Raw genomic sequence first — 15,822 nt, forward strand, 5'->3', positions numbered from 1 at the left:
ATGATACAATGATCATATAATTTTTTATAATGCTCTTTTCTAAGCTATTGTTATTTACCAAAGTTTTTAACATATACAAACAGGTTAAAACGAGATGCCTCTGCACAGAGAAAAGAGCTGCAGGCTATAAAAGAACGCTGCATTTTATTAGGTGTAAAAGCCGGTAGTAGGGCTTTTACAAAAGCAACAAATAATTTTATATATGATGCTCTTTTCTCAACCATTGTTATTAACAAAATTTTTAACATATACAAATAGGTTGAAAATCGATAAGACCTTCATTCCACTGAGAAAAGAGCTGCAAGCTATAAAAGAACGCTGCCCTTTTATTAGGTGTAAAAGCCGGTAGTAGGGCTTTTACAAAAGCAACAAACAATTTTATATATATTAATGCTCTTTTCTCAACCATTGTTATTAACAAAATTTTTAACATATACAAATAGGTTGAAAATCGACAAGACCTTCATTCCACTGAGAAAAGAGCTGCAAGCTATAAAAGAACGCTGCCCTTTTATTAGGTGTAAAAGCCGGTAGTAGGGCTTTTACAAAAGCAATAAACAATACGAAAATGGCCTATATTAAAACGAATCCTCAGGAAGGAGAGGGCTGAATGAATTTAAAATTAAATCCAAAAATCATTAAAGATATGTGCGGGACAGTCTCCTTCAAAAGAGGAGAAGGTTTTTTTCGGACGAATAAAATAACATTTGAAAGATTCAATTCAAATGAATTTATAGCTAAAGTAGCTGGTGTGGATGATTTCCTTGTGACAATCGTAAAAGATGCAGATGGAGAAATTCGGACACAATGCAGTTGTCCCAAATTAGCTTCTTTTCAAAAGGAGTGTCAGCATATTGCCGCAGTCTTGCTATCTATATACGAATATCAGCGCCAAGGAAAAACCCCATTTCAAAGTATCCAACCAATGGATTCAGAAAATCAGGGGCTAACTGAAGGTATATTGACACTATTTGATGATGTTCCAAAGCGTTCAAGTGGACATCAATTATATTTTGAAAATAGACAGGTAATTGATGCCGATTTTATATGTAAACCTGTACTTATAGGGGATGGGAAATATATTTTTGGGATACAGTTAAAGATTGGATTAATAAAGATACAAGATATTCGCAACTTTTTAATGCGTGTGAAAGAAGGAATGTCAATTTTTCTTTCAGATACCTTTACTTATGATCCAAGTATTCACTGTTTTCGAAAGGAAACGGATCTTGTCATTCAGCAGCTGATCCAAGTGATTCAAGATGAAAAGACGTTTCAGAAGAGCATAATGGACTCTATTAATGAGAGCTTAGACAATGATCTATTATTGATTCCTCCTTCTTCATGGGGAACACTTATTCCTTTATTGAAAAATCTCCCGTACGTACATTTGCATCATCAGGGAAAGATTTTTAAAGGATTACAAGTATCACTGGAACCCCTTCCAATCCGATATGATTTTGCCGAAAACGATAGAAGTGGATATAGTTTGAAAATTCAAGGCTTGAAGCGGATTATGGTGTTCGAGTTGTATGGGTATGCTTTATATGATGGAATATTGGTTCGGTTAGAAAGTGAAGATTGTCATCGTCTATTGTATTTAAAGCAATTATTAGATTCATCAAGAACAAATCAAATTACGATTCCTCTAGAGCAAAAAGAGATATTCCTTAATAAAGTGGTTCCTGGATTGAAACGGATAGGTAATGTAAACATTTCTCCCTCCATTTCAAGACAGCTGGTTCAGATTCCCTTGGTGGCCAAGCTATATTTGGATCGCGTAAAAAACCGCTTGCTTGCAGGGCTGGAATTTCACTATGAAAATATGGTGATCAATCCATTAGAAAATCGTGAACTTCCTTCAGGAGCAATGATCATGAGGGATATTGAGAAAGAAAATGAAATTCTCCAATTGATGGAGGAGAGTTCATTCGCTAAAACAGATGGTGGATATTTTTTGCATAATGAAGAGTTGGAATACGATTTCCTATATTATATGATTCCGAAGCTTGAAAAGATTGTTCAAATCTACGCAACGACAGCAGTGAGAAATCGGATATTTAAAGGAAATACTCCTCCGAAAATCAGGATAAAGATGAAAAAGGAACGGAAGAATTGGCTGGAATTTAAATTCGAAATGGATGGGATTCCTGAAAAACATATTCGTGACATTTTATTAGCGCTGGAGGAGAAAAGGAAATACTATCGTTTGCGAAATGGATCATTATTATCTTTGGAGACAAGGGAATTTGAAGAAATTCAACGGTTTTTACGGGCGCTTCCAATTCAGAATGAGGATATGGAAGGTAGCTTCGATGTACCCATTGTGCAGGGCCTTCGTGCTCTTGATTCTGTAGAGGAGGGTCCTTCTTTTGAATTAGAAGACACATTCCGTCAATTCCTAGAAACAATCCAGAGCCCTGGTAGTATGGAATTTGAGGTACCAAAGGAACTACAATCAGTACTAAGGGATTACCAGGTACAGGGCTATCAATGGATGAAAACCCTTGCTAGTTACGGCTTCGGAGGAATTCTAGCAGATGATATGGGATTAGGAAAGACATTGCAAAGCATTAGTTTTATTCAATCGGAACTATCGGATATTAGACAGAAGCAGCATCCGGCTCTCATTATATGTCCATCATCTTTGACCTATAACTGGCTGAGTGAAATAATGACATTTACTCCGCAGATACAGGCGATTGTTATTGATGGTAATAAAAAAGAACGGCTTCATTTACAAAAGGAACTAACTGGAATAGATGTGTTGATAACCTCCTATCCATTGCTACGAAGGGATATTAAATGGTTTGAGAAACAACAGTTTCATACGGTGTTTTTTGATGAAGCTCAAGCATTTAAAAATCCTTTTACCCAAACTGCTCGTGCGGTAAAAAAGATAATGGCAGATTATCGCTTTGCTCTTACAGGAACGCCTGTAGAGAATTCACTAGAGGAGCTGTGGTCCATTTTTCATGTGGTATTTCCTGACTTATTTCAAGGATTAAAGGAATACAACAACTTATCAAGAAAAGTCATAGCTAAAAGGATTCGTCCATTTTTACTTCGCCGATTAAAAGAGGATGTTTTATCAGAGCTTCCAGGGAAGGTTGAGTCAATGGAATCCATCGAGTTACTTCCGGAGCAGAAGAAGCTGTATGCTGCCTATTTAGCAAAGCTAAGGCATGACACGTTAAAACATTTAGATAGAGATACAATAAGGAAAAATCGAATTAAAATCCTTGCCGGCCTCACACGATTACGACAAATCTGCTGCCATCCAGCTCTGTTTGTTGATGGCTATAAAGGAACCTCATCAAAATTTGAGCAACTAAAGCAAATTATTAAAGAATCTATGCTTTCTAGAAGAAGAGTGTTGATCTTTTCTCAGTTTACAAAGATGCTTCATCTGATTGGAAGTGAGCTCGTTGCACAGGGATTACCATATTTTTATCTTGATGGAAAAACTCCTTCAGAGGAGCGGGTAGAATTGTGCCGTCGATTTAACTCAGGTGAGCGAGATATATTTCTTATTTCCTTAAAGGCAGGAGGTACGGGTCTTAATTTAGCTGGAGCTGATACGGTCATTTTATATGATCTATGGTGGAATCCTGCCGTTGAAGAGCAAGCCGCTGATCGGGCACATCGTATGGGACAGACAAATGAAGTACAGGTTATTAAAATGATTTCGCGTGGAACAATTGAAGAAAAAATGAACGAGCTTCAAACAGAAAAGCGCCATTTAATTGAGGAAATTATTAATCCTAATAAAAATTCCTCTTTTACACTTACAGAAAATGATATAAGAGAAATATTGATGATATAAGTGAGAGACAAGCTAAGCTTGTCTCTCTTTTTGTGTGTAAAAGTTCAGAACAAGAGTAATGATAATCATTAGGTGTGGGAAGATCTAAAGTTGACATGAAACCAAAAGGTTTTATATAATCAGAAAGTGAAACCAAAAGGTTCTATAAAATGAAAGAAGGTTATTGATAATGGAAACAATTCATCAAAATAATGTACCAGATATTAAGCAAACAGTTATTATACAATCTCCAATCCAAAAAGTTTGGGAGACTGTCACAACATCTGAAGGAATCGCATCATGGTTTATGCCAAATGATTTTGAACTCCAATTAGGACATGAATTTCATGTGCAATCGCCTTTCGGTCCATCCCCTTGCAAAGTGCTAGAAATTGATGCTCCCAATCGCTTAACCTTTTCATGGGATACAGATGGTTGGTTCGTTACCTTCATTTTAAAAGATTTAGGTGATAAAACAGAATTTACTCTCATACATGGTGGTTGGAAAGAGGCAGATGCGATTGTGCCAAAAGCGGGTGAAAAAGCATCCATTATTCGTGAAAACATGAATCAAGGTTGGGCAGGTATTGTTAATAAACTGCGAAAGCTGATTGAAGGCTAGTGTCTAGGGCAGCCCAAAAGTATGATGTATTTCAAGCAATCGCTGATCCCACTCGTAGAGAAGTACTTCGGTTGTTATCGGAAAAGGAGCTGCCGATCTCTGAAATTACTTCCCACTTTCCTATGAGCCGTACAGCTGTTGCAAAGCATCTACATATACTTTCCGAAGCGGAATTAGTCAGTGGAAGAAAAGTCGGAAGAGAGAAAAGGTACCGACTTGTACCGGAAACATTAACAGAATTGAAGGATTGGCTTGCTTATTATGAACAATTCTGGAGTAATAAATTGACCAGACTTAAATATATTGTTGAGTCAACTGTGGAATCGGAAATAGACAATACTCCAGATTGAAGAAAATAGGCTAGTTAGGAGAAAGGACCAACGTTTATGAACTGCACCCCAATTGTTAGACCCAACTAACAATTGGAGGTGCAGTTCACTAAGTCGGTCCTTTTCATTTTTGAAAATTATACCAAATTAAAGATTTAAGCCTTCACTTTCGCTCTTTTAGGCCAAACAAAATTTGAAATAGCAATAAGTAGGTCAACACCTAGCACAATGGTCCATAGCTTTAATATTCCATACAGTGCCTCCGTACGTGAAGAGTCATTGATGAAGAAAATTAAGCCAATTAAAAGGCCTGCTCCTATAACATAAGCTAAGACATGCATTCCCCAACTTTTTAAATAGTGTAAAGCATATTCCATTCCAAAACGCTGAACCGGTTTTGGTCCTTGTTTTGTCACATAATAACGAAATCTTTCATCAGCCCATTTGATCATGCTTTTTCCAAATGCAATAGAAACCCCTATATAAACAGCCGCGATCGCATGTGCCTTTGTCGCGGTAGCCCCATTATATAAATCAAGACTTGTAGTGATTAATAATATCAAATCGATTAAAGGAGTTAGAGCAAGGAAAAATAATCCTAGTTTCTCCCGCTTTAGGAAATAGCGTGTAACTAGCCCTAAAATGATAAAAACCCAAAACCCAACTTCACTAGCAACAATCATCCATGCAACAAAATTCAAGAAGGCACCTCATTCCAATACAAGTGTATTAAGTAAGAATATTTTAACAGGTGTTTTTAAATAATACAACTGTATTATTTAATTGCTGTCGTGTTTTTTTCTTGTTAAAATAATGGTATGCCAAAAATAGTCGATCATGAACAAAGAAGAACACAAATAGCAGAAGCAACATGGAGGGTGATCCTCGATAACGGTATGGAGGGAGCGACAGTAAGAAACATTGCAAAGGAAGCAGGATTATCATTAGGTGCATTACGTCATTACTTTTCAACCCAAAATGAACTGCTTATTTATGCGATGAATCTTGTTAAGGAACGAGTAACAGAAAGAGTTAATAAAATAGTTATGAGTGATTTACCTCCTAAAGAAAAAGTAGTGAGTATACTAATGGAAATTGTCCCGGTTAATACGGAGACAAAGGCAGAAATGGAGGTTTGGCTGACATTTACTTTTTATTCAAAAAGTAAAGTGGACATATTTGACCATGTGAATGACGGAATCTTTCAAGGTATTCAAAAATTAATGACCCTTTTAGAAATGAATCAATTACTTAAAAAGAATGTCAATAAAGATATAGAAGTAGAGCGTTTATATGCAATTGTTGATGGATTGGCATTCCATGCTATGCAAGAACCACAGCGGGTGACGAAGGAATGGATTCATAGTGTATTTACTTATCATTTGGATTCAATTTGTATAGATGATGAATGATAGGATTATCAAACTTTTTAATAGAATTTAAAGGAGAAGTGTTTGTTGCTGTAGAAAGGTTAAGAGGTCAAACAAGGGGGGAAGCTGTTGGAAATCATCGAGCTAAATCATGAAATTCTTCAAGGGACAGGAAGTTACTGTTTACGAAGTAAACCGAAATCCCAAGGATATATAAACAAAAATAAATGGTTGAATGATCAATTCGAAGAAGGATTGAAATATGTAAAGCTATTGGAGAATGGAAAGCAGGTAGGCTTTATTGAATATACAGCCTCTGAGTCATCTTCTCGAGTGGTTTATGCCGAAAACTATTTAGTCATTCATTGCTTATGGGTAAGTGTAACAGGTAAGGGGTATGGAACGAAACTTATAGATAAATGTCTAGAGGATGCGAGAAATATGGGGAAACATGGGGTGGTGGTCTTAACCAATTCCGAGACTTCATGGACACCAAGTAAGGAGATTTTTCTTAAAAATAACTTTTTAATGATTGACCAAGCTCCATATAATTTTGAATTGCTTGTACATAAATTTCACGAAGCTCCAGATCCCTATTTTCCTACTGATTGGGACGAGCGAGTAGAAAGGTTTGAACAATTAACCATCATACGGTCTTTTCAATGTCCATATGTAGATATTGCTACGAGTAATTTCTTAGAGGCGGCAAGTCAATTAGGGATTCAAGCCAATATCATTGAAATTAATAATCGAGATGAGCTCATGCGGTTATCACCTACCCCATATGGGATATTTTCAGCCGTATTTAAAGGAGAATTAATCACCTTTCATCGGCTAACTGTTCATTCGGTAAGAAAAAAACTGAAATTGCTTATAGACAAGCATTTAGTGAGTAATCAGCGGGGATAAATAGGACCCCGCTGATTTTTTTTGATAAAATGAACAATACGGTTTATTTCCCCTTTTTAGATAATAGATAGCTATCAATTCCATCTAATATTAGTTCTAATCCAAAATCAAAGTCATCCCCTACATCATTTGCTTCCGGGTTCTCCTCTGTATAGACACCTGACATGATGATCGGGTGCAAATGAGGAAATCGTTCAGATGTAACAAGCTGCTTAAGTGCAGCACTGTAATCTCGACCACTAAATGTTCCTTCAGTTGCCCCAGATTGTAAGGCACGGTTCAAATCCCTTTGAATTAACCCACAACCGCGTGCATAGTTACTGATTAATAGAATCACTCCCATTTTTTCAAAATCACTCAGAGGTAATTCCTTAATGCAACCTAATGCCCAATCAACAACTTGAAGATTATTTGGGGTGATAGGGGCCCCAGAGATAGGGATGTCTCCAAACCAAGGGTGATCCGTAAATACTTTTAAGCATGCATTGAAATATTCTTTAATATTTTCACGCCAACCTGCCTCTTCCTTTATAGGAGGTAGGGGGATAGCGCAGACAGCATCCTGCATGAGTAATAAAAGGTCATCCTTACTAGGAATATATCTGTAAAGCGACATCGGAGTGAATCCAAGTGATGTTGCCACCCGATTCATAGAAACTGCTGTAAGTCCATCTTCATCTGCGATGGCAATCGCTGCCTCTACAATTTGGTTTACATTCAGTTCCCGTTTTGGACCCCGTTGTGGTTGCTTAACTAACCCCCAACTAAGTGCAACCCCTTGAGGTAATAGTTCATAAATTTTCTCATCCACGATCCTTTTCCTCCTAAACATTTGGTTCGATCAAATCATTTCTATTTTTTGTTCTATTATTGAATCTATCAATATTGGTCCTTTGCAGTAACCGTTTAACAATAAGAGAATTTTTTAACCTTAATTATAGGCTAAAAGTGAAAAAAATCATGTTGCAATTTAATTGTATACGTTATATACTGTGTATGCAATAAACAGTATATAACGTATACAAAAGGGGAGTGGGATAGTTGACTACTGTTGCGATTGAAATCGCTGGTTTACGAAAAAGTTTCGGTAATCATGAAGTGTTAAGTGGGATTGATTTAAAGGTTTCATCGGGGAGCATTTTCGCCTTGCTCGGTCCTAATGGTGCTGGAAAAACAACATTGATTAATATTTTATCAACTTTAGTTTTTCCGGGTGAAGGTTCAGTACGTGTAGGAGGATATGATGTTGTGACTGAAAAGGCTGGGGTGAAGCGATCCATTAGTCTTACAGGTCAATTTTCAGCAGTTGATGAAATATTAACTGCGGAAGAAAACCTTCGAATGATGGGGAGACTATCTGGGCTCTCTCCTGCCCAATCACGTACCCGTGCGACAGAACTTTTGGAGTATTTTGATCTAGTTGAGGCTGCACATAAGAAAGTAAAGACCTTCTCAGGTGGTATGCGTCGTCGATTAGATCTAGCCATTAGTTTAGTCGTGAGGCGATCCATCCTATTCTTAGATGAACCTACAACCGGGCTTGATACTCATAGTAGAAGAGCATTATGGGATATTATTTTAAAACTTGCGGCTAGTGGAATGACCATTTTCCTAACAACACAATATTTGGAAGAAGCAGATCAGTTAGCTGATGAAATTGCCATCATTGCTAAAGGGCGTATCGTAGCTCAAGGATCTGCAGATGAGTTAAAATCAAGGATTGGTGGAGAAGTGGTTGAGTTTCGGAATGGGAATGATGAAGTTATTCAAGAGTTCCCAACGGATGGAAGTATCCAAGAATTGAAATCTGTACTTGATGAATATATGGGACATTTTCCTGAAAATACCCGAATTAATATACGAAAGCCAAGTATGGATGATGTTTTTATTGATTTAACTATGACAAAACAGGAGGGATCATTATCATGAAAATACCGAATAATTTCGAAGTAAAATCCCCATCTTTTGGAGTGGTAAATTCTGTTTTTATCGGTCGTAGCCTGCGACATAGTTTGCGAAATACGGAAAGCTTAATCATGGCTATTGCACTACCAATCATACTAATGTTGTTATTTACTTATGTATTTGGTGGAGCAATCGATCCGAGTGGTGAATATGTAACCTATGTTGTGCCAGGAATTATTCTCCTATGTGCAGGCTTTGGATCATCAAGCACAGCGGTGGATGTCGCTACAGACATGACAAACGGTATCATTGATCGGTTTCGAACCATGCCTATCAGCAGTATCCATGTGATAACAGGTCATGTCATTGCTAGTTTAGTACGCAATCTTGTGGCGACGGGAATTGTTATTTGTGTCGCATTATTAGTTGGATTTCAACCTTCTGCGAATCTTCTTGAGTGGCTTGGTGCAATTGGGATCATCACATTGTTCATTCTCACCTTTACTTGGCTTTTTGCGGCTATTGGTTTGGTGGCTACCAGTCCGACTGCTGCTAGTAGTTATGGATTTGCCCTGCTTTTTCTACCCTATCTATCTAGTGCATTTGTCCCAACTGATACGATGCCAAGTTGGCTGCAAGGAGTTGCCGCTCACCAACCAATCACTCCAGTAATTGAAACGATTCGTGGGTTGCTCACCCAAACTCCAATACACCATTATGCATGGTGGGCAATAGGCTGGTGTCTATTGATCCTTATAGGCTCGTATATTTGGTGTAATTGGATGTTTCAAAGGAAGACAGGACGCCGCTAATAAACTAGTTATTGTGCGAAACACTTTCCATTTGATGAAATGACCGTCTGGGTCTAAGCCTCAAAGGGGGAGTGTTTTTTAAAATGTAATTTCTGTATATTTTGATATAATTGTAAAGAATAGTCAGAAGAAATTTGGAGATGAGTAAATGCTTGATGTTAGACGAGTGGATATAGATAAAACCAAACGTTCTATTGTTATATCAGATATACATGCAAATCTTGAGCTTTTTAAAAAATTGCTAGACAAGTTAAATTATACAAATGATGATTATCTTTTTATTAATGGTGATCTTTGTGAAAAAGGAGATAATAGTCTTGATGTGATTGAATTTGTAAGGAATTTATCTAGGGAGACTAAACATGTATATGTAACAAAAGGGAATTGTGATGTACTCCATCGTTCCGTTTATAATGGAAGTGAATGGATTATCCCTTATATGAACACACGGAAAAAATCCGTGTTAAATGAAATGTTATCTATTAAAGGGAGATCACTAGATGATTTTCCTTCTTTAGAGGAATTGTCGCAATTTTATCGCCAGCATTTTCATAATGAAATTGAATGGATTGAATCCCTTCCGATTGCTTATGAAACAGATGATTATATTATTGTTCATGCAGGAATTGATAGAATAGAAGATTGGAAGAAAACCGAAGAGTCAATGGCTTTATCTATACCAGCTTTTTATGAAAAAGAGCATAATGCTGAAAAAATGGTCATTGTCGGACATTGGCCCGTTGTAAATTACCGGTCAGATGAAATTTGCTCACATAACCCCATCATTGATTTTCATAAAAGGATTATTTCAATAGATGGTGGAAACCAAATTAAAGACGATGGCCAATTAAACGCTTTAGTTATAGAAAAGGATACATACACATTTATATATGTGGATGAACTAAAGGAAGAAAAGGTGATTCAAAGAGATTATACAGACTCTTTGAATCGAAAAGGTACGGTGACCTATCCAAATTATGAAATGAAAATAATAAAAAAGGAACCATATTTTACTCTATGTGAGAATAGTAATTTAGGTCTTCAACAATGGATAAAAAATGAATATTTATCTTATAAAGAAGATCAAGTTTATTGCAAAGATGATTTAAGTACAACCTTTTTATCTGTTAAGCTGGGAGAGAAGGTATGGATTGTTGATAAGGAATGTGATGGCTTTGTTCTTGTAAAGAATAGAGACGGGGAGGTAGGTTGGATCCCTTTCGAATGTTTGGGAAGCTAGGTTAATAGATATGATGGGGTCACAGCATTGAACGGCCCCCATATTTTAAGAATGGTTTAAGAAGACAAAAGAGACCTCTCAAGAGCTGGAAAGGATAATAGTAATTGACACATAAGGAGTAACACTTTATATTAGGAATATAAAAAAAGACCGACCAGACGGTTTAAAAGGTGATGGGTCATGTCATTAAAAGCTATAAAAAAACGACAATTAATCCTAAATACAGCGATTCAATATATACTGGAAAATGATTTGAACTCACTGACACTAGATGGGATTGCTCAAAAAGCTTCAATTAGTAAAGGTGGGCTATTATATCATTTTAAAAACAAAAACGAATTACAACTCGCAGTGGCGGAGGAAATTATAAATGAGTTCCTAGAAGCATATGAAACCATAGTAGAACACGAAAAAGGGGCTGGGAAACATATTAGAGCGTTTATCCTCGCCTCACAGCGTGACTTACATGCTGGAGCACGTTTCAATGTTGCGATCCAAATTATGCAAAATAGCAATACGAACATTACGCAAATGTATGAATGTTTAATGAATGATTTGCTTCGGGAGAACGATATCGATGCATCGACCGTTCAACTGATCCGTTTAACTATTGATGGATTGTATTATTCACGGCTGTTAAATATTTTACCAGTTTCAGATCGTGTGACAGATGAGGTAATAGAAAAATTATTACAAATGACTAGAAAGGAAGAACACTAATGTATGTATATATTCTTTTGCTAATTGCTATCGTGTCAGAGGTTTTTGCTAGTTCCATGTTGAAACTCTCAAATGGCTTTAAGAATGTATGGGCGAGTTTGGGCGTTGTGATTGGATATGCCTTAGCTTTTTATACTCTATCCTTAACATTAAAGCATCTCCAACTTGGTACAGCATATGCTGTATGGGCTGGCTTAGGTACAGCTTTAACGGCTATAGCAGGAGCAGCCATTTTTGGTGAACGTTTTAATTTCAAAAAGCTTTCAGGTATAGCCATGATTATTGTAGGGGTTGTTGTGTTAAATCTTTTCGGCGGCGGACATTAGGGGGAGTATTTATGAAAGGTTATCTATTTTTATCGATTTCTATTATTTCGGAAGTTTTTGCAACAATGATGCTAAAAATATCAGATGGGTTTACTGTTATCTTCCCTAGTATAGGGGTTGCTCTAGGCTATGGTATTGCATTTTACTGTTTGTCTTTATGTTTAAAGATGATACCGCTAAGTTTAGCTTATGCCATTTGGTCAGGTGTAGGTACAGCCTTAACCGTCATTGTCGGTATAGTTGCTTGGGGTGAATCTTTTAATCTTTATTCTGGAATTGGTATTATACTAATAATCGGTGGCGTCGTCATGTTAAATCAAAAAGATCGTTCTGAAAAACTAGTACAATCAAAATAATTGGGACAGGGGGTCAGACCCCCTGTCCCATTTTCATTCAGAAAGAACGGGACAGTGGACCTGACCCCTTGTCCCATTATCCCGGATAACAATGACAGCTGACTATATGATCGTTAACCATTCCTGTAGCTTGCATAAAAGCATAGCAAATTGTAGAGCCGACAAATTTGAATCCGCGTTTTTTTAAATCCTTACTTAGTTTGTCACTAATCTCTGTAGTGGCAGGGACGTCACTTAATGAGTGAAAATGATTCTGTATCGGTTTTCCTCCGACAAATGACCATAAATAAGTATGAAAGGAACCGAATTCTTCAACAATGTTATAATAGGCTTTTGCATTCGTTATTACTGCGTTGATCTTTAGTTTGTTACGGACTATGCCCTCATTGTTTAATAGCTCCTGTATTTTTTTATCGTCATATTGAATAATCTTTGCAGGATCAAATTGATCAAATGCTTTTCTGTAATTCTCCCTTTTTTTGAGAATAGTGTACCAGCTTAAGCCTGCTTGTGCTCCCTCTAAATTTAAATACTCAAATAATAATTGATCATCATAAACAGGTACACCCCATTCGTGATCATGATAATGAATGTATAGTGGATCATCATTGACCCAACCGCATCTGTTCATATACAATTTCCTTTCTAAAAAAGGTTAGTGTTTTCGATAATCTCCCTTATTTTAACATTTTTTCATAGCATACACATTCATGGACACGTTTAAATTGTTTCTTTAATGCTTCCTTTTCCTCGCCAACGTAGTGGGCAAAAGCCTGAACTGGGTATAATTTGGGGAATGAAGATTGGACATATCCCTTTAGTTCTTGTTCTCCATCCATAAATACATGCAAATAAGAATCCACCTTGTTAAAGCCATTTTTTTCGTACCAATTTTGCACCCACTGATCGTCTCTTGTCCAAGCTTCTAAACGATTTAGCCCTTTTTGCTTGGCTATTTTTTCAGCTTCATATAATAATTTATTACCAATCCCCATTCTTTGGTAATCAGGATGAACAGCAACATGCCATATCATCCCGCCAAGACCAGATCCTCTAGAACAGACTGTGAGTTCTTCTTTTTCATACTCAATATCTAGTAAACCAACAACTATCCCATCTTCAATAGCAATTAATTCAATAGATGGATTTTTATAGTGCTCCTTTTCCCTTAAGACATTGTCATAGTATGCTGTATGAAGAAATGATAGAGCTCTACAACGGAGCCATCCGACCTCATCATTTGAATGATATTCTCTTATTTCCATTTGCTCTCTCCTTTAAAAAATAATGAAAGGTCTTGTCTATATATGAATGACTTAACATTAATAAACGGCGCTTATATTATTGTAATTATACTAAAATTGAAAAATCTCTCAATAGAAATAGACTAGTTTTCCTTACATAATCATTCATTTACTATATTACTAATCGTTTGTATATCTAGAAATGGGGCAAGGTTAGCAAATAGTTGAGGGCTTAATTATTCTGTATCCACTTCCTTAAATAGCATAAAGAGATTTATTCGCCTATCAACGTTTGGTTGAATGATCATAATTTCTATTCAACTGGAAGTAGAAAATGAGAATTACTTGTTATGAGTATAAGTATGAAGGAAAAAGTCCTTAGAGGGGAGAATGATGTATAGCAACAGACAAACATGAAGTGGGGGATAGAAATGGAAATATTAGTCATAAGACACGGGCAATCAGAAGCAGATTTATTAGATGTACATGAAGGGAGAGCTGATTTTCCGTTAACACCATTTGGGGAACTTCAGGCAAAGAAAATGGCTCAATATGTAGGTACCCATTTCCCACCGGATATCATATTAACAAGTCCACTAAAAAGGGCAAAAAGAACGGCTGAATTATTAAATGAACGAATAGATTGTTCCTTAATTGAGGATAAGGACTTAATGGAGTTTAATAATGGTGTCTTAGCTGGAGTCCCTAAAAAAGTGGCAGCAAAGAAATATCCTTTACCTGTGAATGGGAGACCTGCACATATTCCGATTCAAAATGGAGAATCTGAACTCGAGTTTCGCTATCGAGCGGAACGAGTGTACTCCAGAGTGACTACAGATTATTATCAGTATCGGCGCATCGCTATTGTGTCACATGGTGGATTTATCTCAAATTTTTTAAAAGCATGCCTTTCACTTCCATACAATAGTGATACTGTTTTTTCAACTGGTGACACAGGGATGCATTTGTTCGAGGTAAAAGCAGGTTCGAAAGTGATGAGATTTCTTAATAGACAAGAGCATTTATTATTGCTTTAAAACATGTTCCTTTCCAAAATTGATAGTTCATATACTCTTCCTTTCCCTTTTCCTTCGAATGGTAATTTCAATGATTTGATAATATTTGTAGTAATTGTTCGTGAGGAAATCTGAAGGAAATCACTTAATTGCTTATGGGTAATGGAGGTTCCAAATAGCAAAATATAATCTTGCAATGAAAATAAATGTGCATGTTTTGAGGACTGCAGACATTGATTACAATACCACTTTCCGTGTCCTCTTTTCATTGGGAGTTGAAAACAATTGGGGCAATAAACACCTTTGATAATCTCATCTTTGTGAATCTGGAATTGCTTTAATAAATCCTCCTTTTTTGATTCGTTTTCCCTTAATAATAATTTTGTTAGTTTTTGGATTTCTTTTTTTGTTAAAACATCCCTATGATTTATTCTTTCAATGTCTTCGATTTTTGAGATTAGATGCATAGAGTTACTTACCATATGTAGACGATTAGATGAGTTTTTAAAATGAATAAGTGTATAGGGGTTACTGATGACAACAAATGTGAAGATGGGGAGGGAAGAAATCTTATGTATCTGCAACCATTTCGCAAATTGACGCTTTTGAAGTAGAACTTGAGAGAGTGGGTCTTGATAAACTTTAATTTCCCCGTCCTTTTCCTGGATTAATTGTTTTAATTCTTCGTCAAATGTAATCGCGCCTCCAAAGTTCTTTACCTCTAAAATGACAAAAAAACTTTGAGATAGTATAAGAATATCCATTTGAAAATAATATTGATTAGTATTATGAAGCCTAATTCCGTGGAAAATGAGGTATTTTCGATCTGATAAAAAGCTTAAATAATAATCTAGTGATTTTTCACCTTGGTATCCAGCTTTTTCTCTTCTTAAGTTCTCTTCAATCACTGATCTTCTCTGATGTGAAGGGGATATTCTCCGGTGAATGGTTTCCAATCCTAATAATCGAAATGATTTTTTGCACTCCTTCTTAATCATCTTTTCAACTCCTTTTCTTTCTAAATTTATTCAACAACTGTGTCTGGATTCCTGCATGGGGAGTGAACTTTCAGAAATCTAACTCTAAGAGTCTTTATTTTTTAATAAAGCTAGCTTAATTTGATTATTTTCGCATGATTTCGGAGGTGATTCGCACGAAATCAATCGAT

Annotated in this window: 17 protein-coding genes; 12 read left to right on the forward strand and 5 right to left on the reverse strand. The window is 36.3% G+C overall.

From position 1 onward, the window contains the following. Positions 1 to 610: 610 nt before the first annotated feature. The 3 genes from I5818_RS01310 (at position 611) to I5818_RS01320 (ending at position 4,777) form a co-directional block, all read left to right on the forward strand. Entirely contained in the window at positions 611 to 3,826 is a 3,216-nt protein-coding gene (locus I5818_RS01310) for a DEAD/DEAH box helicase (RefSeq protein WP_078110695.1), read from the forward strand. A gap of 169 nt (positions 3,827 to 3,995) precedes the next feature. Then, positions 3,996 to 4,427, forward strand: coding sequence for an SRPBCC family protein (locus tag I5818_RS01315; RefSeq protein ID WP_078110696.1), 432 nt, complete (start codon positions 3,996 to 3,998; stop codon positions 4,425 to 4,427). Beyond that, the gene (locus tag I5818_RS01320) at positions 4,427 to 4,777 is read left to right on the forward strand and encodes an ArsR/SmtB family transcription factor (RefSeq protein WP_078110697.1); all 351 of its coding nucleotides are present in this window, start codon (positions 4,427 to 4,429) and stop codon (positions 4,775 to 4,777) included. Before I5818_RS01315 ends, I5818_RS01320 begins: the two co-directional genes overlap by 1 nt. A 134-nt stretch (positions 4,778 to 4,911) precedes the next feature. Here I5818_RS01320 and I5818_RS01325 read toward each other — a convergent pair whose 3' ends face one another. Next, positions 4,912 to 5,457, reverse strand: coding sequence for a hypothetical protein (locus tag I5818_RS01325; RefSeq protein WP_078110698.1), 546 nt, complete (start codon positions 5,455 to 5,457; stop codon positions 4,912 to 4,914). 117 nt (positions 5,458 to 5,574) lie between these two features. Here I5818_RS01325 and I5818_RS01330 point away from each other — a divergent pair, with 117 nt between their 5' ends. Then, a complete protein-coding gene (locus I5818_RS01330; RefSeq protein ID WP_078110699.1) occupies positions 5,575 to 6,168 on the forward strand; it encodes a TetR/AcrR family transcriptional regulator in 594 nt (197 codons plus the stop codon). 84 nt (positions 6,169 to 6,252) lie between these two features. After that, on the forward strand, positions 6,253 to 7,035 hold the full coding sequence (locus I5818_RS01335; RefSeq protein ID WP_078110700.1) for a GNAT family N-acetyltransferase: 783 nt from the start codon (positions 6,253 to 6,255) through the stop codon (positions 7,033 to 7,035). 43 nt (positions 7,036 to 7,078) lie between these two features. Here the strand turns inward: I5818_RS01335 and I5818_RS01340 are convergent, their stop codons facing one another. Then, positions 7,079 to 7,846: a TetR/AcrR family transcriptional regulator gene (locus I5818_RS01340; RefSeq protein ID WP_235849719.1), complete on the reverse strand. Its 768-nt coding sequence runs from the start codon at positions 7,844 to 7,846 to the stop codon at positions 7,079 to 7,081. Between the two features lie 230 nt (positions 7,847 to 8,076). Here I5818_RS01340 and I5818_RS01345 point away from each other — a divergent pair, with 230 nt between their 5' ends. The 6 genes from I5818_RS01345 to I5818_RS01370 all read left to right on the forward strand — a co-directional run bounded on the left by I5818_RS01345 (position 8,077) and on the right by I5818_RS01370 (position 12,394). Continuing rightward, entirely contained in the window at positions 8,077 to 8,964 is an 888-nt protein-coding gene (locus I5818_RS01345; RefSeq protein WP_078110702.1) for an ATP-binding cassette domain-containing protein, read from the forward strand. Continuing rightward, positions 8,961 to 9,752 carry an ABC transporter permease gene (locus I5818_RS01350; protein ID WP_078110703.1) on the forward strand — a complete coding sequence of 264 codons (792 nt, stop codon included), beginning with the start codon at positions 8,961 to 8,963 and terminating at the stop codon, positions 9,750 to 9,752. The genes I5818_RS01345 and I5818_RS01350 overlap by 4 nt, the downstream gene beginning before the upstream one ends. 148 nt (positions 9,753 to 9,900) lie before the next feature. Continuing rightward, a complete protein-coding gene (locus I5818_RS01355; RefSeq protein ID WP_078110704.1) occupies positions 9,901 to 10,992 on the forward strand; it encodes a metallophosphoesterase in 1,092 nt (363 codons plus the stop codon). A gap of 180 nt (positions 10,993 to 11,172) precedes the next feature. Beyond that, positions 11,173 to 11,712: a TetR/AcrR family transcriptional regulator gene (locus I5818_RS01360; RefSeq protein ID WP_078110705.1), complete on the forward strand. Its 540-nt coding sequence runs from the start codon at positions 11,173 to 11,175 to the stop codon at positions 11,710 to 11,712. After that, a complete protein-coding gene (locus I5818_RS01365) occupies positions 11,712 to 12,038 on the forward strand; it encodes a DMT family transporter (RefSeq protein ID WP_078110706.1) in 327 nt (108 codons plus the stop codon). The genes I5818_RS01360 and I5818_RS01365 overlap by 1 nt, the downstream gene beginning before the upstream one ends. 11 nt (positions 12,039 to 12,049) lie before the next feature. Beyond that, positions 12,050 to 12,394 (forward strand): DMT family transporter, encoded by a 345-nt coding sequence (locus I5818_RS01370; protein WP_078110707.1) that lies wholly within the window; start codon positions 12,050 to 12,052, stop codon positions 12,392 to 12,394. 76 nt (positions 12,395 to 12,470) lie between these two features. On the opposite strand, the gene I5818_RS01375 is transcribed toward I5818_RS01370, so the two are convergent. Continuing rightward, positions 12,471 to 13,025, reverse strand: coding sequence for a DNA-3-methyladenine glycosylase I (locus I5818_RS01375; protein ID WP_078110708.1), 555 nt, complete (start codon positions 13,023 to 13,025; stop codon positions 12,471 to 12,473). 46 nt (positions 13,026 to 13,071) lie between these two features. Then, entirely contained in the window at positions 13,072 to 13,659 is a 588-nt protein-coding gene (locus I5818_RS01380; RefSeq protein WP_078110709.1) for a GNAT family N-acetyltransferase, read from the reverse strand. Between the two features lie 410 nt (positions 13,660 to 14,069). On the opposite strand from I5818_RS01380, the gene I5818_RS01385 reads away from it, so the two are divergent. Further along, entirely contained in the window at positions 14,070 to 14,675 is a 606-nt protein-coding gene (locus I5818_RS01385; protein WP_078110291.1) for a histidine phosphatase family protein, read from the forward strand. Here I5818_RS01385 and I5818_RS01390 read toward each other — a convergent pair. After that, positions 14,672 to 15,652, reverse strand: a complete 981-nt coding sequence (locus I5818_RS01390; RefSeq protein ID WP_078110290.1) for an NERD domain-containing protein — start codon at positions 15,650 to 15,652, stop codon at positions 14,672 to 14,674. The two genes, I5818_RS01385 and I5818_RS01390, sit on opposite strands and share 4 nt — an antisense overlap. Between the last annotated feature and the right edge of the window lie 170 nt (positions 15,653 to 15,822).

Source organism: Heyndrickxia oleronia, from assembly GCF_017809215.1.
Lineage (GTDB): Bacteria > Bacillota > Bacilli > Bacillales > Bacillaceae_C > Heyndrickxia > Heyndrickxia oleronia.